The 22,463-nt window shown below is 60.3% G+C and carries 19 protein-coding genes; 11 read left to right on the forward strand and 8 right to left on the reverse strand.

The genetic code is table 11. The features are described 5' to 3' along the window. Positions 1 to 6 precede the first annotated feature (6 nt). The 3 genes from H096_RS19265 to H096_RS19275 all read left to right on the forward strand — a co-directional run bounded on the left by H096_RS19265 (position 7) and on the right by H096_RS19275 (position 2,176). Entirely contained in the window at positions 7 to 1,167 is a 1,161-nt protein-coding gene (locus H096_RS19265; RefSeq protein WP_033900884.1) for an MFS transporter, read from the forward strand. Then, entirely contained in the window at positions 1,164 to 1,694 is a 531-nt protein-coding gene (locus tag H096_RS19270; protein WP_033900887.1) for an acireductone dioxygenase, read from the forward strand. Before H096_RS19265 ends, H096_RS19270 begins: the two co-directional genes overlap by 4 nt. A 212-nt stretch (positions 1,695 to 1,906) precedes the next feature. Then, positions 1,907 to 2,176 carry a helix-turn-helix transcriptional regulator gene (locus H096_RS19275; RefSeq protein WP_033900889.1) on the forward strand — a complete coding sequence of 90 codons (270 nt, stop codon included), beginning with the start codon at positions 1,907 to 1,909 and terminating at the stop codon, positions 2,174 to 2,176. 60 nt (positions 2,177 to 2,236) lie between these two features. On the opposite strand, the gene H096_RS19280 is transcribed toward H096_RS19275, so the two are convergent. Then, positions 2,237 to 2,515 carry a DUF3509 domain-containing protein gene (locus H096_RS19280; RefSeq protein ID WP_010208870.1) on the reverse strand — a complete coding sequence of 93 codons (279 nt, stop codon included), beginning with the start codon at positions 2,513 to 2,515 and terminating at the stop codon, positions 2,237 to 2,239. Between the two features lie 352 nt (positions 2,516 to 2,867). On the opposite strand from H096_RS19280, the gene H096_RS19285 reads away from it, so the two are divergent. The 5 genes from H096_RS19285 to H096_RS19305 all read left to right on the forward strand — a co-directional run bounded on the left by H096_RS19285 (position 2,868) and on the right by H096_RS19305 (position 8,558). Further along, positions 2,868 to 4,694 carry a long-chain-acyl-CoA synthetase gene (locus H096_RS19285; protein ID WP_033900891.1) on the forward strand — a complete coding sequence of 609 codons (1,827 nt, stop codon included), beginning with the start codon at positions 2,868 to 2,870 and terminating at the stop codon, positions 4,692 to 4,694. Between the two features lie 109 nt (positions 4,695 to 4,803). Beyond that, complete coding sequence (locus tag H096_RS19290) at positions 4,804 to 5,319, forward strand: ankyrin repeat domain-containing protein (RefSeq protein WP_033900893.1); 516 nt, start codon at positions 4,804 to 4,806, stop codon at positions 5,317 to 5,319. Between the two features lie 41 nt (positions 5,320 to 5,360). Beyond that, the gene (locus tag H096_RS19295) at positions 5,361 to 5,891 is read left to right on the forward strand and encodes a hypothetical protein (RefSeq protein WP_033900894.1); all 531 of its coding nucleotides are present in this window, start codon (positions 5,361 to 5,363) and stop codon (positions 5,889 to 5,891) included. A gap of 68 nt (positions 5,892 to 5,959) precedes the next feature. Then, positions 5,960 to 6,151, forward strand: coding sequence for a PLDc N-terminal domain-containing protein (locus tag H096_RS19300; RefSeq protein ID WP_003172956.1), 192 nt, complete (start codon positions 5,960 to 5,962; stop codon positions 6,149 to 6,151). Between the two features lie 319 nt (positions 6,152 to 6,470). Continuing rightward, positions 6,471 to 8,558 carry an LTA synthase family protein gene (locus tag H096_RS19305; RefSeq protein WP_033900897.1) on the forward strand — a complete coding sequence of 696 codons (2,088 nt, stop codon included), beginning with the start codon at positions 6,471 to 6,473 and terminating at the stop codon, positions 8,556 to 8,558. Between the two features lie 52 nt (positions 8,559 to 8,610). On the opposite strand, the gene H096_RS33405 is transcribed toward H096_RS19305, so the two are convergent. Further along, on the reverse strand, positions 8,611 to 8,763 hold the full coding sequence (locus H096_RS33405; RefSeq protein ID WP_015885095.1) for a DUF3309 family protein: 153 nt from the start codon (positions 8,761 to 8,763) through the stop codon (positions 8,611 to 8,613). Between the two features lie 328 nt (positions 8,764 to 9,091). Here H096_RS33405 and H096_RS19310 point away from each other — a divergent pair, with 328 nt between their 5' ends. Next, positions 9,092 to 9,907 (forward strand): SDR family oxidoreductase, encoded by an 816-nt coding sequence (locus H096_RS19310; RefSeq protein ID WP_033900899.1) that lies wholly within the window; start codon positions 9,092 to 9,094, stop codon positions 9,905 to 9,907. Between the two features lie 128 nt (positions 9,908 to 10,035). After that, a complete protein-coding gene (gene csrA / locus H096_RS19315) occupies positions 10,036 to 10,239 on the forward strand; it encodes a carbon storage regulator CsrA (protein WP_033900900.1) in 204 nt (67 codons plus the stop codon). Positions 10,240 to 10,247: 8 nt separating this feature from the next. On the opposite strand, the gene H096_RS19320 is transcribed toward csrA, so the two are convergent. The 5 genes from H096_RS19320 to H096_RS33985 form a co-directional block, all read right to left on the reverse strand. Continuing rightward, positions 10,248 to 10,475 carry a YheU family protein gene (locus H096_RS19320; RefSeq protein ID WP_003192759.1) on the reverse strand — a complete coding sequence of 76 codons (228 nt, stop codon included), beginning with the start codon at positions 10,473 to 10,475 and terminating at the stop codon, positions 10,248 to 10,250. A gap of 59 nt (positions 10,476 to 10,534) precedes the next feature. Then, a complete protein-coding gene (locus H096_RS19325; protein WP_033900901.1) occupies positions 10,535 to 11,719 on the reverse strand; it encodes an osmoprotectant NAGGN system M42 family peptidase in 1,185 nt (394 codons plus the stop codon). Between the two features lie 24 nt (positions 11,720 to 11,743). Beyond that, the gene (ngg, locus tag H096_RS19330) at positions 11,744 to 13,477 is read right to left on the reverse strand and encodes an N-acetylglutaminylglutamine synthetase (RefSeq protein WP_033900902.1); all 1,734 of its coding nucleotides are present in this window, start codon (positions 13,475 to 13,477) and stop codon (positions 11,744 to 11,746) included. A gap of 3 nt (positions 13,478 to 13,480) precedes the next feature. Beyond that, entirely contained in the window at positions 13,481 to 15,253 is a 1,773-nt protein-coding gene (locus tag H096_RS19335; protein ID WP_033900903.1) for an N-acetylglutaminylglutamine amidotransferase, read from the reverse strand. Positions 15,254 to 15,628: 375 nt separating this feature from the next. Continuing rightward, positions 15,629 to 15,802 carry a hypothetical protein gene (locus H096_RS33985; protein ID WP_156717501.1) on the reverse strand — a complete coding sequence of 58 codons (174 nt, stop codon included), beginning with the start codon at positions 15,800 to 15,802 and terminating at the stop codon, positions 15,629 to 15,631. On the opposite strand from H096_RS33985, the gene H096_RS19345 reads away from it, so the two are divergent. Further along, positions 15,801 to 20,414 (forward strand): NEL-type E3 ubiquitin ligase domain-containing protein, encoded by a 4,614-nt coding sequence (locus H096_RS19345; RefSeq protein ID WP_082461665.1) that lies wholly within the window; start codon positions 15,801 to 15,803, stop codon positions 20,412 to 20,414. The genes H096_RS33985 and H096_RS19345 overlap by 2 nt on opposite strands. Here H096_RS19345 and mnmC read toward each other — a convergent pair whose 3' ends face one another. Then, positions 20,415 to 22,403 carry a bifunctional tRNA (5-methylaminomethyl-2-thiouridine)(34)-methyltransferase MnmD/FAD-dependent 5-carboxymethylaminomethyl-2-thiouridine(34) oxidoreductase MnmC gene (gene mnmC, locus H096_RS19350; protein ID WP_033900905.1) on the reverse strand — a complete coding sequence of 663 codons (1,989 nt, stop codon included), beginning with the start codon at positions 22,401 to 22,403 and terminating at the stop codon, positions 20,415 to 20,417. Between the last annotated feature and the right edge of the window lie 60 nt (positions 22,404 to 22,463).

A 22,463-nucleotide genomic window follows, 5' to 3' on the forward strand; every position in this document is an offset into this window, starting at 1 on the left:
TCGGCTGTGACAGCCCTTCCGTACTGGCGCCTCTCCAGCTTCTACCTCTTCTACTTCGCCCTCCTGGGTGCAACCGCACCCTTCCTGGCGCTGTACTTCGACCACTTGGGCTTCTCCAGCGCGCGCATCGGCGAGCTGGTGGCCATCCCTATGCTGATGCGCTGCGTGGCGCCCAACCTGTGGGGCTGGCTGGGTGACTACACCGGCCGGCGCCTGGCCATCGTACGTTTTGGCGCGGTGTGCACCCTGGCGAGTTTTTCGCTGATCTTCATCAGCCATACCTACGCCTGGCTGGCCCTGGTCATGGCCCTGCATGCGTTCTTCTGGCATGCGGTACTGCCGCAGTTTGAAGTCATCACCCTGGCGCACCTGCAAAAACAAACCTCGCGCTACAGCCAGATCCGCCTGTGGGGTTCCATCGGTTTCATCCTTACCGTGGTGATCATGGGTCGCCTATTCGACTGGCTGAGCCTGGACATCTACCCGGTGGTGGTCGTGGTGATCATGGCCGGCATCATCGGAGCCAGCCTGTGGGTGCCGAATGCGCAACCTGCCAGCCACGGCAATCGCCTGGCGGGCGAGGGCTTCCTCAAACAGTTGCGTAGCCCCGGCGTTCTGGCGTTTTATGCCTGCGTGGCGCTGATGCAGATGAGCCATGGCCCGTATTACACCTTTCTCACCCTGCACCTTGAACATTTGGGCTACAGCCGCGGTGTGATCGGGATGTTGTGGGCGTTGGGCGTGGTGGCGGAGGTGCTGATGTTCCTGGCCATGAGCCGCATCCTTTCGCGCTTTTCGGTACGCCGGGTGCTGCTGGCGAGTTTCCTGCTGGCGGCGCTGCGCTGGCTGCTGCTGGGCTCATTTGCCGAGTTTTTCTGGGTGCTGTTGCTGGCGCAGGTGATGCACGCCGCTACCTTTGGCAGTTTCCATGCGGCGGCGATTGCCTTTGTGCAGCGCAGTTTCGGCGACAAGCAACAAGGCCAGGGCCAGGCGCTGTATGCCGCGTTGGCCGGCACCGGTGGCGCATTGGGCGCCCTGTATTCGGGCTACAGTTGGAACCTGTTGGGGCCGACCCTGACCTTCAGCATCGCCAGCGTCGCCGCCCTGGCAGCCGCCGTTATCATCGGTTTTCGATTGCAAGAGCAGAACCAAGGAACCCTTCAATGAGTTATGTCGCTGTCTACTCCGTCGCTACACCGGATACGCCGAACAAGGTCCTGACCCATTTTGACGACATCGCCGCCACCCTGGCCGAGCAGGGCGTGCGTTTTGAGCGCTGGCAGCCCGGCCCGGTCGAAAAGGGCGCCAGCGATAGCGAGTTGATTGCCGCCTGCCAGGCGCAAATTGATCAGCTCGGCTACCGCGCAGCCGGGGTGATGAGGGATGCCGGCGACCCCGCGCAGAACGCCGAATTACGTGGGCAGTTTCTCTATGAGCGCCGCTACAGCGAAGACGATGCGCGTTTTTTCCTTGCCGGCCAGGGCCTGTTCGCGCTGCACATTGGCGATTACGTATACGCCATACGTTGCGAGAAAAACGACCTGCTGGTGATCCCGGCCGGTGTGATGCATTGGTTCGACATGGGTGAGAACCCGCACTTCGTGGCGTTGCGTTTATACAACACCGAGAAAGGGTGGGTGCCCGAGTTCACCGGTGACGATATCGCCCGGCGTTTTCCCGGATTGGATGATTAATCGCGAGCTATCAGAAACTTCAACCCCCGCATGTTGGAAGTTATTGTGGGAATAAACTTAAGCTTATGTAGGGGCTTGCTGTTTATTCTCATGGGTGCGCCTTAATCCCACGCCTTATGTAACTCTCTTCGGCAATAGCGTTTATATCATCCGTCAATAGGAGGAATCCGAAGGGTGATAGGGCGTCAGCCAATAATAAAGGAGAGAAACTAATGAGAGGCCCAAGGGAATCGTTTCTGGCACCGTATACGGTGCCCAACGCTGTCAGGCGGCGCATTAATCTGGCGGGCAAGAGCCTGACGCGCACGGAGCTGGAAATACTGCGTTGGGCCTCGGAAGGCAAGACCGTGTGGGAGATCAGCCAGATACGCGCCACGTCCGAAGCCACGGTGAAATTCCACCTGCGCAATATCTACGGCAAGTTGGAAGTCAGTAACCGCGTCCAGGCAATGAATGAAGCGGCGCGCAAGGGGCTTTGCTGAATGCATGAAAAAAGGGCCGCGACACCCGTGTGTGTCGCGGCCCTTTTCTTTATCAGGTACTTAAGCCGAATGGTAAGTCGGCAGGGCAAAGCGGTTCTGGCTTTGCAGCATCGAAATCTGTGGCAGGTCGCTGGCTTGTTCGGCCAAGTCGCGGCGGATGGCGCTGATCACCCAAGTCAATTGGTCGGCCGTGTGCAACTGCTGGTACGAGATCGAACGCTTGACCTGCTTGCCTTCGCTATTACGCAGGGTCAACAGGATGCCACCGTCGGGACGTGGCTGGGTGGTGACGTCGTAGTTGGAGAATACTGAAGCGAATTTATCTTGGATCAGGCTCATGTCTATCAGCTCCGTTGGCTCAAGTTGGCAAGCATGGAGTGATAGGTGCAGTGATTGTGCCAGCTATTGGTTTTATAAAATATCGTTATAAATCAATAAGATATAAAAAATGCAAATTTTCGATTTCGTGCAATTTGCATGAATGGCCATCATGCATCCTGCATTTTGCGTGGCCCGACGGGGTCGAACGGGCCCGCCATTACTCCTACAGACTGACCTGGCGTCGCTGAATTCCTTTTTTCGGCGGTCGTTCATCGGGATACAAAACTTTTCAAATCCTGCGTGTACAGCCGAAGAGAGGCTGACGTACTTTCCTGCAAGGTTTACGAAGAATAAGAAAAAGGATGTTCCCATGAGCCAATCGCCAAACGACATGATTACCTGGGGCATGATGCTGCGTAAGGTGCCCGCCATTGTTCGCGCCCTGCCACGGGTAGTGCGCGGCATGCGTGCCGCCAACGTTACCGACCCTCAGCAGCCCTGCGGCCTGGGCTGGCACTTCGAGCAAGCCACCCAGCGCAATCCGGATGGCGCCGCATTGTTGTACGCCGACCGCGTGCTCAGCTACACCGAGGCCAACCGATCCGCCAACCGTATCGCCCACCACTTGCAGGCCCAGGGCATCCGCAAGGGCGATGTAGTGGCGATGTTTATCGAAAACCGTCCCGAGTTGCTGCTGAACGTGCTGGCCGTGGCCAAGCTGGGCGGCATCTGCGCCATGCTCAATACGGCGCAGACCCAAGCGGCGCTGGTGCACAGCCTGAACCTGGTGAGCCCGGTGGCGATTGTAGTGGGCGCGGAATTGGTGGCTGCCTATGATGCCGTACGCGATCAAGTGGACATTCCCACTGCACGGTCCTGGTTTATCCCGGAGCCGCAGGCCGTTGTGACGCCAGAGGGTTATGTCGACCTGATGGCCGCCAGCGCCGACGCCCCGGTGGATAACCCGGTTAGCAGCGCGCAGATCTTCTTCAACGATCCCTGCTTCTATATCTACACCTCTGGTACCACCGGCTTGCCCAAGGCCGGCATCATGAAACATGGCCGCTGGACCAAGACCGCCGTCAGCTTCGGCAGCATCGCCCTGGACATGGGCCCGGACGACGTCCTCTATTGCACCTTGCCGCTTTACCACGCCACCGGCCTTTGCGTGTGCTGGGGCTCGGCGATTGTCGGGGCGTCAGGGTTCGCCATCCGGCGCAAGTTCAGCGCCAGCCAATTCTGGGATGACGCTCGCCGCTTCAAGGCGACCACCCTCGGTTATGTCGGCGAATTGTGCCGTTACCTGCTCGATCAACCCGCCAACCTCAACGACCGCGATCACCGCGTGACCAAGATGGTCGGCAATGGCCTGCGTCCCGGCGTGTGGGCGCAGTTCAAGGCGCGGTATGGGGTTGAGCATGTCTGCGAGTTGTATGCAGCCAGCGACGGCAACATCGGCTTCACCAACGTCTTGAACTTCGACAACACCGTCGGCTTTTGCCTGCAGCACTGGGCGTTGGTGGACTACGCCCACGACACCGGCGAGCCGATTCGTGGCCGCGATGGCTTCATGCACAAAGTGAAGACTGGCGGGCAAGGTTTGCTGCTGGCCAGGATCGATGAAAAGTCGCCCTATGATGGCTACACCGACCCGGAAAAGAACCGCAAGGTGATCCTCACCGACGTATTCGAGAAAGGCGACCGCTACTTCAATACCGGCGATCTGGTGCGCAGCATCGGCTTCGGTCATGCGCAGTTCGTCGACCGCCTGGGGGACACCTATCGCTGGAAGGGTGAAAACGTCTCCACCACCGAGGTGGAGAACGTGCTGCTGCAACATCCGCAGATCGCTGAAGTGGTGGCCTACGGTGTGGAAATCGAAAACACCAACGGCCGCGCCGGGATGGTTGCCATCACCCCGAGCGAATCGCTGGCCTCGTTGGATATGCGCGAGTTACTGCAATTCGCCCACGGCCAGTTGCCGCATTACGCGGTGCCGCTGTTCCTGCGCATCAAGGTCAAGATGGAGACCACCGGCACGTTCAAATACCAAAAGGTGAAACTCAAGGAGGAGGCATTCGATCCGGAGAGGGCAGGCAATGATCCGGTCTATGCCTGGTTGCCAGGTTCGGACTGCTATGTGCCGGTCACTGGACAGCTATTGGCGCAGATCCAGGGCGGACACTTTCGTTATTAGGCCGGGCTATTGAATATGCCTATGGAGGCTTTTGACAAAAAAGCCATGACAGGTGGGAACTCCCTCGCGACACTGGGCACCATATAGAGGACCAGACAAGGAGCCCCACATGTCAGACCAAGCCAAACAAATGACCGATGACGAAGCCGCAGAATTTGCCGAACAGGTGTTCGACGTCGCCCGCAAAGGCGACGCCGCCATGCTTGCCGCGCTGCTGGCCAAGGGCTTGCCAGCCAACTTTCGTAATCACAATGGCGACACCTTGCTGATGCTCGCGGCCTACCACGGTCATGTCGAGGCAGTAAAAGTGTTGCTGGAGTTCAAGGCTGACCCGCTGATTGCCAACGACAAGAACCAGCTGCCAATGGCTGGCGCGGCGTTCAAAGGCAACCTGGAGGTGGTCAAGGCACTGATCGAAGGCGGTGTGCCAGTGGACGCGTCGTCCTCCGATGGCCGTACGGCACTGATGATGGCCGCGATGTTCAACCGCGTGGAAATGCTCGACTATCTGCTCGGCCAGGGCGCCGATCCCAAGGCCGCTGACGCCCAAGGCGCAACCGCGTTGGCGGCGGCACACACCATGGGTGCAGTGGATACGGCGGCGAAGTTGCAAAAACTGGTGTAGGCTACGCGCCCTCGAAAACCGCCCGCCACAGGACCACACCCATGAAAACCGCCCTCGTCGAACTCATCAGCAAAATCAGCGCGGGTGTCATGAGCGAGGACGACGTGGCGCGCATTGCCGATGAAGCGACCCAGGCCTACGCGGACCCTGCGGCGTTTCTGGCGGCCAACCCGGATATCAACTACGACGACAGCTTCCCGATTCCGTTGGGCGAGTGGGTCGTCGTCGGCAGCCTGCCGGAGACCGTGCTGTTCCAGGCCGACACCTATGGCGATCTGTTCGCGCAAATCGTCGCCTCGTTCGGTCCTGGCGTAGCGTTCAACCTCAAGCCCAAGCAGCTGGCGAAGACTGAGGACCTCACGGCGCTGAACCGCATCCAGATCCAGATGAGTGCCCTGAGCCCGGAAGATGGCGGCTATGTGCTGCTCAACTTCAGCCAACTGCTGGATGACGAGATCCAGGCCGTGCTGGTCTATGGCAACGACTTGCCGCGTGTGCTGGAACTGTGCGCCGAGGTGGGCATCAAGGGCGAGCCGTCCCTGGAAGCGCTGAAGATCGCCGTTCACGTCTGAAATAAAACGGAACCCCCACCAGGGCTGGCTATCCTACAAGTGCATGCCCCCACTTTAGGAGCGACACCATGGGTTCCACTTTTAATGGCTTGATCGGGCTGATCATCCTGGCCCTGGATATCTGGGCGATCATCAACGTGTTCAAAAGCGGCGCGAGCACGGGCGCCAAGGTGCTGTGGATTTTGCTGATCCTGTTGTTGCCGGTGCTGGGCTTGATCATTTGGGCAATCGCCGGGCCGCGCGGTAACGTGCGGATCTGACCCCGCAACGCTTAATCGATGTGGAAGAGGGGCAAGCCTTCTTCCACATTTTTTTGTGTCCAAATATTCGCTACACAGAATTTTCACACAGCGTTTTGGACAATTCCCTTCGCTTTGCTTCCTTGTAGGATAGGTCTGTCAAAGGCCTGGAAAAGCACCACAAAGACGTGTTTTCCCTCAGTAATCAATAGCGTTGATGGCATTCATCGGGCACCATTTGCGCCAACGCGCTAACCCCCCTGTTCCTACACGCTTGGGCGTGGGCAGGATGCCGCTGCAATATTTCGCAACTTAAACTTCCAATGGGTCCTAAAACGACATGGCAAACCCGGACGCCCTGAATCAGCAGCGCGCTTCAAATCGCTTGCTGCAACCGACCGTCAAATCCCATCTGGCGTACACGCTGCTCTGCGCACTGGTCATGATGGTGATGTTCTCCCTGCTGCGCCTCGCGCTGCTGGTGTACAACCGCGAAATGATCCTTGACACGCCGGCTTCGACCTTCCTGGAAGCGTTCGGCAATGGCACGCGCTTCGACATCCGCTTTGTGATGTACGCATTGGTTCCGCTGCTGCTGGCTCTGTTCAGCGTCCGCGCCATGGCTGCGCGTGGGTTCTTCCGTTTGTGGCTGACCGTCGCGTCCAGCATTGCCCTGTTTCTGGGCCTGATGGAAATGGACTTCTATCGCGAGTTCCACCAGCGCCTCAACGGCCTGGTCTTCCAGTATGTGAAGGAAGATCCGAAAACCGTGATGAGCATGCTCTGGTACGGTTTCCCGGTGGTGCGCTACCTGCTGGCCTGGGCCGTGGGTACGCTGATCCTGAGCATCGCCTTCAAAGGCGCCGACCGTGCAACGCGCCCGCGTGGCCCGTTCAGCGGTGGCAGCATCGGCACCCGCCAAGTGGCGCCGTGGTACACGCGTATTGCGGTGTTTGTGGTCTGCCTGCTGATCGCCGTGGTCGCCATTCGCGGCACCCTGCGCCAGGGCCCGCCGCTGCGTTGGGGTGACGTGTACACCACCGACTCGAACTTCGCCAACCAGTTGGGCCTCAATGGCACGCTGTCGTTGATCGGCGCGGCCAAGGCACGTTTCTCCGAGCACCGTGATAACACCTGGAAAGCCACGCTGGAGCAGCCGCTGGCAACCCAGACCGTACGTGACATGCTGGTGCTGCCGACCGAAAAACTGGTGGATACCGACACCGCCGCCGTGCGCCGCGAGTTCACCCCGCCGGCCGAGAAAACCCTGCCGATCAAGAACGTCGTCGTGATCCTGATGGAAAGCTTCGCCGGTCACTCGGTCGGCGCCCTGGGGCGTCCGGGTAATATCACGCCGTACTTCGACAAACTGTCCAAGGAAGGCCTGCTGTTCGACCGCTTCTTCTCCAACGGCACGCACACCCACCAAGGCATGTTCGCCACCATGGCGTGCTTCCCGAACCTGCCGGCGTTCGAATACCTGATGCAGACCCCGGAAGGCAGCCACAAGCTGTCGGGCCTGCCGCAGTTGCTCAGCGCGCGCAAGTTTGACGACGTGTATGTCTACAACGGCGATTTTGCCTGGGACAACCAGTCGGGCTTCTTCAGCAACCAGGGCATGACCAACTTTATCGGGCGTAACGACTTCGTCGACCCAGTGTTCTCCGACCCGACGTGGGGCGTATCCGACCAGGATATGTTCAACCGTGGCCTGGAAGAGTTGAAGGCCCGCGAAGGCGGCAAGCCGTTCTATGCCTTGCTGCAAACCCTGTCCAACCACACGCCGTATGCCTTGCCGACGCCATTGCCGGTGGAGAAGGTCACGGGCCGTGGCAGCCTCGACGAGCATTTGACGGCGATGCGCTACTCCGACTGGGCCCTGGGCCAGTTCTTTGAAAAGGCGCGCAAGGAGCCGTACTTCAAGGAAACCCTGTTTGTCATCGTGGGCGACCATGGTTTTGGTAACGAGCAGCAAATTACTGAAATGGACCTGGGTCGCTTCAATGTGCCGATGCTGATGATTGCACCGGGCATGCAGGAGAAGTTCGGCGAGCGTGACCACACCGTAGGTACGCAGATCGACATCGTGCCGACCATCATGGGCCGCCTCGGTGGCGAGACCCTTCACCAGTGCTGGGGCCGCGACCTGCTGAACCTGCCGGAAGGCGACAAGGGCTTTGGCGTGATCAAACCGTCGGGCAGCGACCAGACGGTGGCGCTGGTCACCGGCGATCGCATCCTGGTGCTGCCGAAGGAGATGCCGCCGAAGCTGTGGGAATATGAGCTGGGCGCCAACCCGAACGGTAAGGTGATCGCAGAATCGCCGGACGAAGGTGCATTAAGGCAGAAACTGGAGTCGTTCCTGCAGACGGCAACCAAGAGCCTGTTGGATAACACCGCTGGCGTGGTTGACGGAAAGCCGGACTAATTAACCGGCAATAAAAAAGAGGCCTTTAAAGGCCTCTTTTTTTGTCCGCCTTTTATATCCGGCCGAGCAACAACAGCACCAGCAGGACGACCAGCACAACACCCAGAATACCCGACGGGCCATAACCCCAGTTACGTGAGTGAGGGAATACTGGCAGACCACCGACCAGCAGGAGGATCAGGATAATGATCAGAATGAGGCTCATGGTTTTTTTCCTTATTGGCCTTCTGCAAAGACCGGTTATTAACGATAGGCCCGCTAGTTGATTCACGAACGCCTTAACAACTCCGACTGTTGCCCGCTGCGGAAAATTCAGTATTTTTTTAAAGCATTTCGCACACTTGCTTATTTCTTTTAATGCGTTCGCAAATATACGTTGTTAGTTGAAAAATATTGAACTTAGGCTATACGCGAACCTCCGACCCGGCTGACGGTTTGCCAGGGGCATTCAGCAATCTGATGGTGGATGGGGGCAGGAAAGACCTTCGCTACACTGCCGGTCACTTCTTCCGTGAACCACAAGGCTACTTCCTATGCAAAATCGCATGATGATCACTGGCGCCGGGTCGGGCCTGGGCCGCGAAATCGCTTTGCGTTGGGCCCGTGAAGGGTGGCAGTTGGCCTTGTCGGACGTCAGTGAACCCGGCTTGCAGGAAACCCTCAAGCTAGTACGCGAGGCCGGTGGCGACGGGTTTATCCAGCGTTGCGACGTGCGCGACTACAGCCAGCTCACCGCGTTTGCCCAGGCTTGCGAGGTGAAACTGGGTGGCATCGATGTGATCGTCAACAATGCCGGTGTTGCCTCCGGTGGGTTTTTTGCCGAACTGTCCCTGGAAGATTGGGACTGGCAGATCGCAATCAACCTGATGGGCGTGGTCAAGGGCTGCAAAGCGTTTCTGCCGCTGCTGGAAAAGAGCAAGGGCCGCATTATCAACATCGCGTCCATGGCGGCGTTGATGCAGGGCCCGGCGATGAGCAATTACAACGTGGCCAAGGCCGGTGTGGTGGCGCTGTCGGAAAGCCTGCTGGTGGAACTCAAGCACCAGGAAGTCGGCGTGCACGTGGTATGCCCGTCATTCTTCCAGACCAACCTGTTGGATTCGTTCCGTGGGCCGACCCCGGCGATGAAGGCCCAGGTAGGCAAGTTGCTTGAGAGCTCGCCGATTTCTGCGGCGGACATTGCCGACTACATCTACCAGCGCGTGGCAGAAGGCGAGTTCATGATCCTGCCCCATGAACAAGGGCGGATGGCGTGGGCGTTGAAGCAGAAGAACCCGCAGCTGCTCTATGACGAGATGACCACCATGGCTGACAAAATGCGCGCTAAAGCGCAGGCGGCCAAGGGCTAGTCAGGTAGCAGTCTGTCAGGCAATTTACCTACGTTTGTAGGTGGTGCCTGTTTTCGCCGCAAGCCATTGCTGTGGTCCACCCCTGCGGGCATGGTCAAGGTCCTTTCACTGTTAAAAGGACAACCGCCATGCTGGTCTTAAGCCGCGCTGTAGGCGAAGTCATCTCCATTGGCGATGGCATCGCCGTGCACATCCTTGAGTTGAACGGTAACCAGGTGAAGTTCGGCGTTGAAGCGCCGCTCGGGGTGCATGTTCACCGCGCAGATGTGTACCAGAAGATTCTCGAACGCCAAGCCGCCGGAACCCATCCGGTGCCTGTGCCCAACCCCTGAAAACCCGCTCAGTCGAACAGATGCTTGGGCACATCGTGCTTGAGCATCAACTGGCACTGCTCGCTTTCCGGGTCGAACACGATCAGTGCCTGGCCCTTGGTCAAGGCCTGGCGCACCCGCAGCACACGGGTTTCCAGGGGCGTGTCGTCGCCATTGTCGGTGCCGTCACGGGTGACAAAGTCTTCGATGAGGCGGGTCAGGGTGTCGACTTCAAGTGCGTCGTAGGGAATCAGCATACAGGCCTCGGGTGATGGATCCCGGCGATGCTACTGCGCCGGGATCATAGTTGCCAGCCTCAGGACTTGTTGCCTACCAGGCTGTCCACCGACGGCACGCGGGTGTCGCTCTCCATCTGCGTCTCGTGCTCGATCTGATGGCTGAACCTATCCAGGGAGCCCTGGGCCGGCTGTGCATCGCTGGCGAACACCGGCGGGCTGAGGATGTAAGCGCCCAATAGACGACTCAACGCCGCGAGGCTGTCGATATGGGTGCGCTCGTAGCCGTGGGTCGCATCACAACCGAACGCCAGCAAGGCGGTGCGGATATCGTGGCCGGCGGTGACGGCCGAGTGCGCATCACTGAAGTAATAGCGGAACAGGTCGCGACGCACTGGCAATTCGTTGTCAGACGCCAGGCGCAGCAGATGCCGCGACAGGTGATAGTCATACGGCCCGCCGGAATCCTGCATCGCCACGCTCACCGCGTGCTCGCTGGAGTGCTGGCCGGGGGCGACCGGGGCGATATCGATGCCGACAAATTCACTGACGTCCCAAGGCAGGGCGGCGGCGGCACCGCTGCCGGTTTCTTCGGTGATGGTGAACAGCGGGTGGCAGTCGATCAGCAAAGGCTCGCCACTGTCGACAATGGCCTTGAGCGCCGCGAGCAGGGCGGCGACACCGGCTTTGTCATCCAGGTGGCGGGCACTGATATGCCCGCTCTCAGTGAACTCGGGCAGCGGGTCGAAGGCCACGTAGTCACCGATGCCAATCCCCAAGGAATCGCAATCGGCACGGGTCGCGCAGTAGGCGTCGAGGCGCAACTCCACGTGGTCCCAGCTCACCGGCATTTCATCCACGGCGGTGTTGAAGGCATGCCCGGAGGCCATCAGCGGCAACACGCTGCCGCGGATCACGCCATTGTCGGTAAACAGGCTGACGCGGCTGCCTTCGGCAAAGCGGCTCGACCAGCAGCCCACCGGCGCCAGGCTCAGGCGGCCGTTGTCCTTGATCGCACGCACGGCGGCGCCGATGGTGTCCAGGTGCGCGGACACGGCGCGGTCGGGGCTGTTTTTTTGGCCTTTCAAGGTCGCGCGGATGGTGCCGCGCCGGGTCATTTCAAATGGTATGCCCAACTCTTCGAGGCGCTCGGCCACGTAGCGCACGATGGTGTCGGTAAACCCGGTGGGGCTGGGAATGGCGAGCATTTCCAGCAGGACTTTTTGCAGGTAATTCAGATCCGGTTCGGGGATGTTTCGGCTCATAAAGACTCCTGGGGTTCGGATCGTTCAGCTATGGGGAAACAGCAAATCCACAAATTTCTCCGCGGTAGGCTGCGGTTCATGATTGGCCAGGCCGGCCCGTTCGTTGGCTTCGATAAACACGTATTCGGGTTGATCGGCGGCGGGCACCATCAGGTCCAGACCCACCATTGGGATGTCCAGGGCGCGGGCGGCGCGCACGGCGGCGTCCACCAGCGTCGGGTGGAGGATGCCGGTGACATCTTCCAGGCACCCGCCGGTGTGCAGGTTGGCGGTGCGGCGCACGGCCAGGGTCTGGCCACGGGGCAGGATGCTGCTGTAGTCGACGCCGACGGCTTTCAAGGTGCGTTCAGTTTCGGCATCCAGCGGGATTTTGCTTTCGCCGTCGGTGGCGGCCTGGCGGCGCCGGCTTTGGGCTTCGATCAGCGCGCCGATGGAATGGTGGCCGTCACCGGTCACCTCGGCAGGACGACGAATCGCAGCGGCGACCACCTCGAAACCGATCACCAGGATGCGCAGGTCCAACCCTTCGTGAAAGCTCTCCAATAGCACACGGCTGTCGAACTGCCGCGCCGCTTCGATGGCCTGCTGCACCTCTTCGATGCTCTGCAGGTCCACTGCCACGCCTTGGCCTTGCTCACCGTCCAGCGGCTTGACGACGATGCGCTGGTGTTCGTCGAGGAACTCCAGGTTGTCATCCGCGCTGCCCGCGAGTTGCTGTGAAGGCAGTTTCAAACCGGCCGCTTTCAGCACTTTGTGAGTCAGGCTTTTGTCCTGGCACAGGGTCATGCTGATGGCGCTGGTCAGGTCGCTCAAGGACTCACGGCAACGCACACGACGCCCGCCATGGCTCAGGGTGAACAACCCGGCATCCGCATCATCCACCTGCACGTCGATACCACGACGATGCGCCTCTTCGACAATGATCCGCGCATAGGGATTGAACCCCGCCTGCGGGCCCGGGCCGAGAAACAGCGGCTGGTTGATGCCGTTCTTGCGCTTGATCGCAAAGGTGGTCAGCGCGCGAAAGCCAAGCTTGGCGTAGAGGTTCTTGGCCTGACGGTTGTCGTGCAGCACTGACAGGTCCAAGTAGCTCAAGCCTCGGCTCATGAAGTGCTCGACCAAATGGCGCACTAATACTTCGCCCACGCCGGGGCGCGTGCATTGCGGGTCGACCGCCAGGCACCACAGGCTGCAACCGTTTTCCGGGTCGTGAAAGGCTTTTTGGTGATTCAGACCCATGACGCTGCCGATCACCGCGCCGCTGTCTTCGTCTTCCGCCAACCAATACACCGGGCCACCTTGATGGCGCGGCGTGAGGCGTTCTGCGTCGACCGGCAACATGCCCCGTCCCTGATACAACTGGTTCACCGCCAACCAATCCGCCTCGGTCTGCACCCGGCGAATGCGAAAGCCGCGGAACACGCGAGTGGCGGGGCGGTAGTCGGTGAACCACAGGCGCAGGGTGTCGGAAGGGTCGAGGAACAATTGCTGCGGGTCGATCCCCAGGATCTGCTGGGGCGCCGCGACGTAAAGCGCGATATCCCGCTCGCCCGCCTGCTCGTTGAGCAACTCCTGGGCGAGGCTGGCAGGGTCTGGAAAGGTATGACCGATCAACAACCGGCCCCAACCGCAATGCACGGCAATCGGTTCGGCCGCCAATGGGCTGCCATCTTCCGCCAGCCGGGCTTGCAGACGCTCGTATGACGGTGCCTGGCCCTTCAGCAAACGTTGGCTGTAAGCCGCTGCATGGGGTTTCATCAATCAGATTCCTTGTTCGCTGAGCCACAGGTTCAGCGCCGCCAGTTGCCACAGCTTGGAGCCGCGCAGCGGAGTCAATTGGCCTTGCGGGTCGGTGAGCAAACGGTCAAGCATCGCGGGGTTGAACAGGCCGCGATCCTGGCTCGGGTCGAGCAGCAGTTCACGCACCCAGTTCAGAGTGTCGCCCTGCAAATGCTTGAGGCCAGGTACCGGGAAGTAGCCTTTTTTGCGGTCGATGACTTCGCTTGGGATCACGCGGCGCGCGGCTTCTTTCAATACCTGTTTGCCGCCATCGGGCAGCTTGAACTTACCCGGCACCCGCGCGGAGAGTTCCACCAGGCGGTAATCGAGAAACGGCGTGCGCGCTTCCAGGCCCCAGGCCATGGTCATGTTGTCGACGCGTTTGACCGGGTCGTCCACCAGCATCACCGTGCTGTCCAGCCGCAGGGCTTTGTCCACCGCAGCGTCGGCGCCGGGCATGGCGAAATGCTCGCGCACGAAGTCACCGGCGGCGTCATTGGCGGTCAGCCATTTTGGCGCGACAGTCGCCGCGTAATCGTCGTAGCTGCGGTCGAAAAACGCATCGCGATAGGCCGCGTGCGGATCGCTGGCGCCGTCCACCTGCGGGTACCAGTGGTACCCGGCGAACAGCTCATCTGCGCCCTGGCCGCTCTGCACCACCTTGCAATGCTTGGCCACTTCCCGCGACAGCAGGTAGAAGGCGATGCAGTCGTGGCTGACCATCGGCTCGCTCATGGCACGGAAGGCGGCGGGCAGTTGCTCGATGATCTCGCTTTCGGCGATGCGCAACTGGTGGTGACGGGTGCCGTAATGCTTGGCGATCAGGTCGGAGTATTGGAACTCGTTGCCCGCTTCGCCGCCGGCGTCTTCAAAGCCGATGGAAAACGTCGACAGGTCTTGTACACCGACTTCGCGCAGCAGGCCCACGAGCATGCTCGAATCGACACCACCGGACAGCAGCACGCCAACATCCACGGCGGCACGTTGGCGAATGGCCACGGCTTCGCGGGTGCTGTCGAGCACGCGATCGGTCCAGTCTTCCAGGGTCAGGTTTTTTTCGTCGTCGTGTGGGCCGTAGGGCAGGGTCCACCACACTTTCTGCTCGGTCTTGCCGCTGGCGTCGATGCGCATCCAACTGGCGGGCGGCATTTTTCCGATGCCGGCCAGCAAGGTGCGCGGCGCAGGCACCACCGCGTGGAAGTTCAGGTAATGGTTAAGCGCCACCGGATCGAGGATCGGGTTGATATCACCGCCCTTGAGCAGTGCCGGCAAGGCCGAGGCGAAGCGCAAACGCTGACCGGTGCGCGACAGATACAACGGCTTCACGCCAAGCCGGTCACGGGCGATAAACAGGCGCTGAGCATCGCGCTCCCAGATGGCAAACGCGAACATGCCATTGAGCTTGGGCAGCAGTGCCTCGCCCCAGGCGTGGTAGCCCTTGAGCAGCACTTCGGTGTCGCCTCCGGAATAGAAGGCGTAGCCCAGGGCTTCCAGCTCTTCTCGCAGTTCCGGGAAGTTATAGATCGCGCCGTTGAAGGCCAATGACAGGCCAAGCTGCGAATCGACCATCGGTTGGGCTGAGCCGTCCGACAGGTCCATGATTTTCAGGCGCCGGTGGCCGAGTGCAATCGGCCCTTGGGCATGGAAACCCCAGGCGTCTGGGCCACGGGGAGCCAGGTGATGGGTGATGCGCTCAATGGCTGCCAGGTCGGCAGGTTGGGCATCGAAACGTAATTCTCCAGCTAATCCGCACATAAATTCCTTACCGGTTTTTCCGTTGGGGAGGGGAAACACTCAATACGCCCTGAAGGGCGCGTACCCAGAAACTGACACGGGGCTATTCGTGGAGTTTTAGACCGATAAGTTATAAGGCAAATAGCCGCAATCTCGGCGTGGACTCTGTCGGCCGTGCGCGGGCTGCGTGCCAGTGGTGGTACAAGAAGCCGGTTTCGCCGCAAAATCTGCGGCGTTTCAGCCCTTGAATGCTGCGGTTTTTGAACCTTTTTCCACGGGCCGCGGGTTTATCGTCTCCAGCCATCATTGATTGCATCAGGGAGGGTTGGAATGACTGAAACACAGGGTTTATATGAAGAGGTTGCCCCCGTAACGCGCGATGAGCTGGACGCCGCCTTACTCGATATGACCGGCGATCTGGATAAGGTACAGGTGTTGCACCAGACGTTGCCGCACTGGATGCTCGACGCGCCGCCGGGCAGCCTGGCGGCCGTCGAGCAGGCCTACCTCGACAGTGAGGCCCCGCGCCAACGCCTTGAGCAGCGCCTTGGCCGGCTGCAGCCGTTGCATGAGTTCTGCACGGCAAAACTGCAGGAATATCTGGTCGGCAAAAGGGCATGCGGGGCTGAATGTTCGCCAGGACTATCTGGAGCGCCCCAGGAGCGAACCGTTCGAAATTGCGCCTAACGTGAGCGGTATTCCGATTTTTTCGACCACTCTGGAAAAACACAGCCTGGTGCAGGCGGCCATGCAGAATTTTTCCGAAGCCGAGGCCGAACCCGACGGCTTGCCTAAAAAGTCCCTGATTCGCCGGGGAGCTGACGACAGCGTTGTGTCGGGTCTCACTGCGCATCAATTCGTGGGCTATTGCCGTGATCTGGATCTGGGCAACGCCTACCAGGCGCATTTACGCGACATCTTCAGCCTGCCTGCCCCAGGCGAATCGGCGCTGCCCCTGAGCTACAACCTTGCCGCACTGGATGTGGGGCGGGGCAAGCGCGCCGATATGCTGACAGACCTGCACCTTGCCCTGGCCAGGCAAGCTATCAGCCAGGCCACCCATGCTCGTCTGCTCAAGTTGATCAAGGCCGACTTGCCAGCCGCCCGGCATGCCGATTCGGAGTTCACCCAGAAACGCCTGATCTGGCAGGGCCTTAACCTGGACAAGGCCTGCCTGTGGAGTGTGTTGGTGTTTTCTGAGGCGCAGGCCGGTGAGCTGGCCGAGGATAGCCTGATCGTCTACATGCCCGACGAACCGCTGCGTCCCTGGTACGAATACCCGACCCTGGCGGACTTCAAGCGCTACCTCACGTTCAAGTTGCAAGTGGCGTCCTACCGGCAGGCGTTCGTACGCTATCTGGATGAATCCGAGCGCGTGGACTTTCTCAACCACTTTCAAGCCGGTGGTGCGCTGGGTTCGCTGCAAGCAATACCGGTAAACGACAATTTCAGCGATTTTTTCTTCCGCGCCTGCGTCGGCAAAGTCCAGTTGGATGCGCGGGTATTGGCCGTGCCCAAGGCTCAAGTGGATGAAGACGCGCGGCAACAGCGCCTGTGGGATTACCTCAACTTCGGGCTGGATGTCCTCAATGTTGCAGCCTTCGTGGTGCCGGTACTCGGGCAACTGATGATGGGTGTTGCCATCGGTCAACTGCTGGGGGAGGTGTTCGACGGGGTCGAGGACTGGAGGCATGGCGACAACGCCGAGGCGCTCAAGCATCTGGTCAATGTGGCGGAAAACCTTGCCGCCATGGTGCTGTTCGCGGCAGGCGGGCGCGTGGTGGGGTCGCTCAAGCGCAAGTTGGCCTCGTCGGCAGAGTTTTTCGACAAAGTCGAGGCCGTCAAGCTACGTGATTCCCAACCAAGGTTGTGGCGGCCACGGCTGGCGGCCTATCGCCAAGCGATGGAGATGACCGATTCGGTGACGCGTAATTCGCAGGGAGTGTACCTGGCCAACGAAAGCCTCTATATCCAACTGGCGGGCGAGCCGTATGCCATTGCTTTTGACGCCAACCTCGGGCGATGGCGAATCATCCACCCTCAACGGCCGACCGCGTATCGGCCGCCGTTGCAACATAATTTCCAGGGTGGCTGGCAACATGATTATGAGCATCCGCGGGAATGGGCTGAGCCGTTGAACATTCTCCATCGCATTGACCCTGGCCTGGCCGAGGTGCCGTCGGACGACCTACGAAGTATCGCTGCCATTAATCAAATGGACCTGCCTATGTTGCGCCAGCTGGCTCAGGCGCACACAGCCCTGCCGGAACGCTTCCAGGACGGGGTGGCGCGGTTTCGCCAGCACCGCAAAATGCTTGACCTGATCCAGGCGCTGGAGCCCGAGCAGGCTCTCACACCCGCCACCGCCCGCAGCCAGATGCTCGCCTTGCCGCTGATACCCAGTTGGCCCAAAGGGCGCTTTTTCGAGCTATTGGACGCTGACGGCAACCTCCTTGAGAGCTACCCGGATCTGTCTCCCCTCAACTATGAAGACCTGAGCATTCATATCACCGAGCAGCAACTCAAGGATGGCCAAGTGATGGAGACGTTGCTGCAAGCCTTGGGCGAGGAAGAACGCAGCACGTTGCTTGGCGCCAGCGTACCGCTAGAGGACGCCCAGCCGCTGCTCAAGCGTCGTTTGCTGGAGGCTGTGAATGCACAGCATCGCGTCCTTTATGAGCGGTTGTATGACGATTATAACGGCGTCGCCACCGGTGACCTGGCGCCGCTGTGCGCGCGCTTTCCGGGCTTGCCGCGCCGATTTGCGTGGGAGCAACTGTCCGAAGCGCGCACCTTGGATCGCCGCTATTTGCGCAAGGACAATCGTGTGTCGTTGACATTAGAAGAGCGCTGTCGCGAAGCGATTGAGCAGATGGACGAAGACGACGCCCTGATGGGTTTGTCCTGGCCGCCCCTGGCCGGTAGCGGAACGCGACGCGTGATCTTCGGCTTGCTCGGGGGGCTGGCGCATTGGCCGCAGGATATATGTATACAACTACGTGAAGGTGGCGTGACCGGGGATGTCCTTGAGCAGGTTGGGACTTCTGGCGCTTCGGTGCAACGCACCATCGTTCGAGATGAACAGGGTTTTCAGGCCTTCGATGAGCAAGGCAAGGATGTGAATACCCGTGTCAGCGGCCCTGATGGATTGCTTCGGGCGGTGGTGGATTGCCTGTCGACTGCGCAAAGGAAGCGGATGGGCATGGAGGGCGATCAAGCAGTGGACCGCCTGCGCAGCCAGTTACGCTTTAAGAGTCAGGACGAACGTCCGCGTATGCGGCGCTACTTGCGAACGCAGCGTCCGACCGTAGAGGAGCAACTGCCGGCTTGCGCACCCGCGCAGGTGCGGGAACTGGCCGCACCGGTACTTGCGGATTTTTCAATGGCGTTGGTGCGCAAAGTCAGAAAGCTCTACCCGGCGATGGATGGCGCGCAAGTCTTACATTTTCTGCAGGACGCGGGCGCCGACCACTTGAGCCGTGCCAAGGCGGTCAAGGCGCTTGAACAGGAGTTCAAGGCACTTCAGCAGGCGCTGAAACGCTGGGTCAGTGACCGTACGGACTATGTGCCTGAGGTCATCCCTTATTGGGATTATCGCCTCAGCCGTTCCCAGGTCCGGGAGGCCATCGAATGCAGCTGGCGCGGGCTGACTATGCTCAGGGACCCAGAGCAGCGCAGTGTCCCCAGCCTGGCGTTGGACGAGATGGCCGTGGGAAAACTGCCGACTTTGCCCGCCCAGATACGCTTCGAAAAGGTCAAACAGTTGTCTCTGCGTAACATGGGCTTGAACGATGAGGTGGCGTATTTTCTCAAGCACTTCAACAATCTGCACACCCTTGATCTGTCGCACAACCAAATCACGCGCTTGCCCGAAGCCCTGTCGTTGATGCCTGACCTGACATATTTGTATTTGCCGCGCAATCGCTTGCAACTCACCGAACACACACGCAAGAAACTCGGTGAGATACGTCGGCTCAAAACCCTGAACCTGGCCCATAACCCTTTGCTCAATGCGCCCGATGTGACGCATCAGCATGATTTGCGCCGGTTGCGGTTGCGCGATTGCGGGCTCAAGGAGTTTCCTGTCGGTGTCGGGGGCCTGCAGTATCTGGATCTTGTGGACTTGCGCGGCAATTTGATCACCACATTGCCCGATTGGCTGTTTCTGCTGCCTCGCCGGGCTGGGCAGGCCTACAACCTGCGCCTAAACGCGTTGTCGGGTGAAAGCGCAGCGGCCCTGAAGGTTTATCTTGACCGCGTGGGCGTTGGCATGGGGTTTCTTGAGGACGACATACCCCGTTTGACCGAACAGAGGGCGCGGGAGAACTGGTTGGCGGATGAGCGTGTCGCTGACTATGTCGAGAAGAACCGGGTATGGACCGGACTGAAGAATGAGCCAGACAGTGGGGAGCTGTTTAATTTGCTCGCCGAGTTGGTCAATACCGCGGATGCCACCAAAGTGCGTGATGATTTGGAGCGGCGGGTATGGCGGGTACTGAATGCCACGGCTGCCCATGCAGCGCTGCGCAAAGAGGTGTTTGAGCGGGCCGGTGCACCGTTCAATTGCGACGATTCGACCGCGATGAACTTCAGTGATCTGGAAGTGCTGGTGGAGATCGATGAGGTTTCCCGCGAGAACGCCAGTGAGCCATTGGCTGCCCGATCCCGGTTGAAAGTTGCCAAGGGGCTTTTTCGCCTCGACCAGTTGCGCAAAATTGCGGCTCGCCACAGTAGCGAAAATCCGACCTACGACCCCTTGGAAGTGGAGCTGGCTTACCGTGCAGGCCTGGCACGTCAGGTCTATTTGCCAGGCCAGCCAAGCGGCATGTTGTTCCCGGACCTGGCAGGCGTCACCGAAGTGAAGCTCAGTCAAGCAGAGCTGGAACTCAAGCGTGCTGAATTATCGCCACAGTTACTGGCCTATATCGTCAAGCTGCCGTTTTGGGAGCACTACCTGAAACTCGCTTTTGCCAGCCGTTTTGACACGTTGAACGCCCCCTTCAGCCTGCGCGCCGATGAGGTCTATGAGCAACGTGAAGAGCTGTCGAGCGCCGAATTCCAGCGCCTGATGAATCAGATCAGGCTGGAAAGGGAGCAGGCCGAAGCCGTCGAGATCGAGCGGCTGACCAAGGGCGCATTGCGCAGTGACGACCAGCATGTGTGTGAAGCGCCGGCGGGTTGATCAAGATGCGGTCGACTTGGCCCGGATCAACGCGCGCAAGGCAAACCGATTCGGATGGCACGCCTCGGCCACGCTGGCCGGCAGCGGCAGCGGTTCAGCATCAATCCAGGCAGCAACCAATTCGCCGCACAACGGCGCGGTGATCAGTCCGCGCGACCCGTGGCCACTGTTGATGTACAGGCCTGGCAGCCAGGGGCAGGGCGTGTCCGGCACTTGCCGGGCGTCCTTGCTCAGCACGGCATAGGTTTGGTTGAACAGCGCGAGATCGGCCAGCGGCCCGACAATGGGCAGGTAGTCGGGGCTGGTGCAACGGAAGGCGGCGCGGCCTTCCAGCCCCTCGGGGTCGAGGTGGTCGGCGCCCAGGCGGACCAGCAAGTCTTCGGAGATGTCCCGCAGCATCTCCAGGTTGCCGGCGTGTTCAGCGGCGGTGGGCGTGAGGTCGTCGCTGTTAAAGTCAAAGCTGGCGCCGAGAGTGTGTTCGCCCAAGCGGGCCGGGGCGACATAGCCTTCGGCGCAGACCACGGTCGCCAGTGCTTCGCTCGCCGGGGTTTGCGCCAATCGGGTGATTTGCCCGCGGATGCGCTTGAGCGGCAGCTCGCTGCTCGCCGGAAAATGCTTGATGTCGGCTGCGCCGGCCAGCACCACCACGCGGGCGCTGGCCAACAGCCGATTGCCGTCGAGGGCTTGCCACTGGTTATCGACGTGCCGCAGCTCAACCGCGTGGTGATGGGGAAGCACGCTGATCATAGGGTGCGCTGTTTGCCATTGGCACAACGCCGGCGGATGCACCCAACCGCCCTCGGGGAAAAACAACCCGCCCTGTTCCAGTTGGATACCGGCACGTTGCTGGGCCTGATCTTTATCCAACACGTGCAGCAACTCAGGCGCAAAGGCTTCGGCCAGTTTTGCCTGGCGCTCGGCTTCCTTGGAATCGAAGGCCAGTTGCAGCACGCCGCAACCATCCCAGTCGACCCCGCGATGCAGGTGTTCCAACTGGCGCCGGGTGTGGCCGAAACCGCTCAGGATCAACTGCGATAACGCCGTTCCATGGGCCGAGAGCTTTAAATAGAGTACGCCCTGGGGGTTGCCCGAAGCCTCCTGGGCCAGTGCGGCATGTCGCTCCAGGAGGCTGACGCGCCAGCCCCGGGCGGCGAGGCTGGCCGCGGTGGCGCAACCGGCGAGGCCGCCACCGATGACCATGGCGTGGCGCTCACCTTCAATCGCCGGTGGCCGCGCAAACCAGGGTTTGGCGGCGGCCGGTGCAGGTGTTTCGGCGGGCCAACCGAGGAACTCGCCGCGCAGGATCTCCCACTTGTGGCCGATGCCCGGCGTGCGTTTCATCTTGAAGCCTGCGGCGTTGATCAGCCGTCGCACCCAACCGGTACTGGTGAAGGTGCTGATGGTCGAACCCGGCGCGGCCAGGCGTGCCAGTTCGGCGAACAGTTCGGCGGTCCACATATCCGGGTTTTTCGCGGGGGCGAAACCGTCGAGGAACCACGCGTCGACCTGCGCGTCCAGTTGTGGCAGTTGCTCCAGGGCGTCGCCGATCAACAGGGTCAGGGTCACGCGACCGTTATCCAGTACCAGGCGTTGGAAGCCTTGATGGATCGCGATGTACTGCGCCAGCAGTTGTTCGGCAAAGGATTGCAGCTCTGGCCAGAGGGCGAGGGCGCGTTGCAGGTCGGCGTGGCTCAGCGGGTACTTTTCCACACTGACAAAATGCAGGCGCGCACCCGCCACCGCGTGCTGTTCGAACAGTTGCCAGGCGCACAGAAAATTCAATCCGGTGCCGAAACCGGTCTCGCCAATCACCAACCGCCCGTCCACCGGCAAGGCGGCAAAACGCTCCTGCAGTCGGTTTTGTTCGAGGAACACATAACGGGTTTCTTCCAGGCCCGACTTATCGGAGAAGTACACGTCGTCAAACACCCGCGAATGCGGGCGACCTTGGTCATCCCAGTCGAGCTGGGCGTGGGTGATGGGGTTCATGGGCGGCTCGGTAAACACAAGGCGGCCATTCTAGCCGATCAACCGGCAATGAATTGACCC

It is taken from the genome of Pseudomonas sp. FH1 (assembly GCF_000510895.2).
Lineage (GTDB): Bacteria > Pseudomonadota > Gammaproteobacteria > Pseudomonadales > Pseudomonadaceae > Aquipseudomonas > Aquipseudomonas azotoformans_A.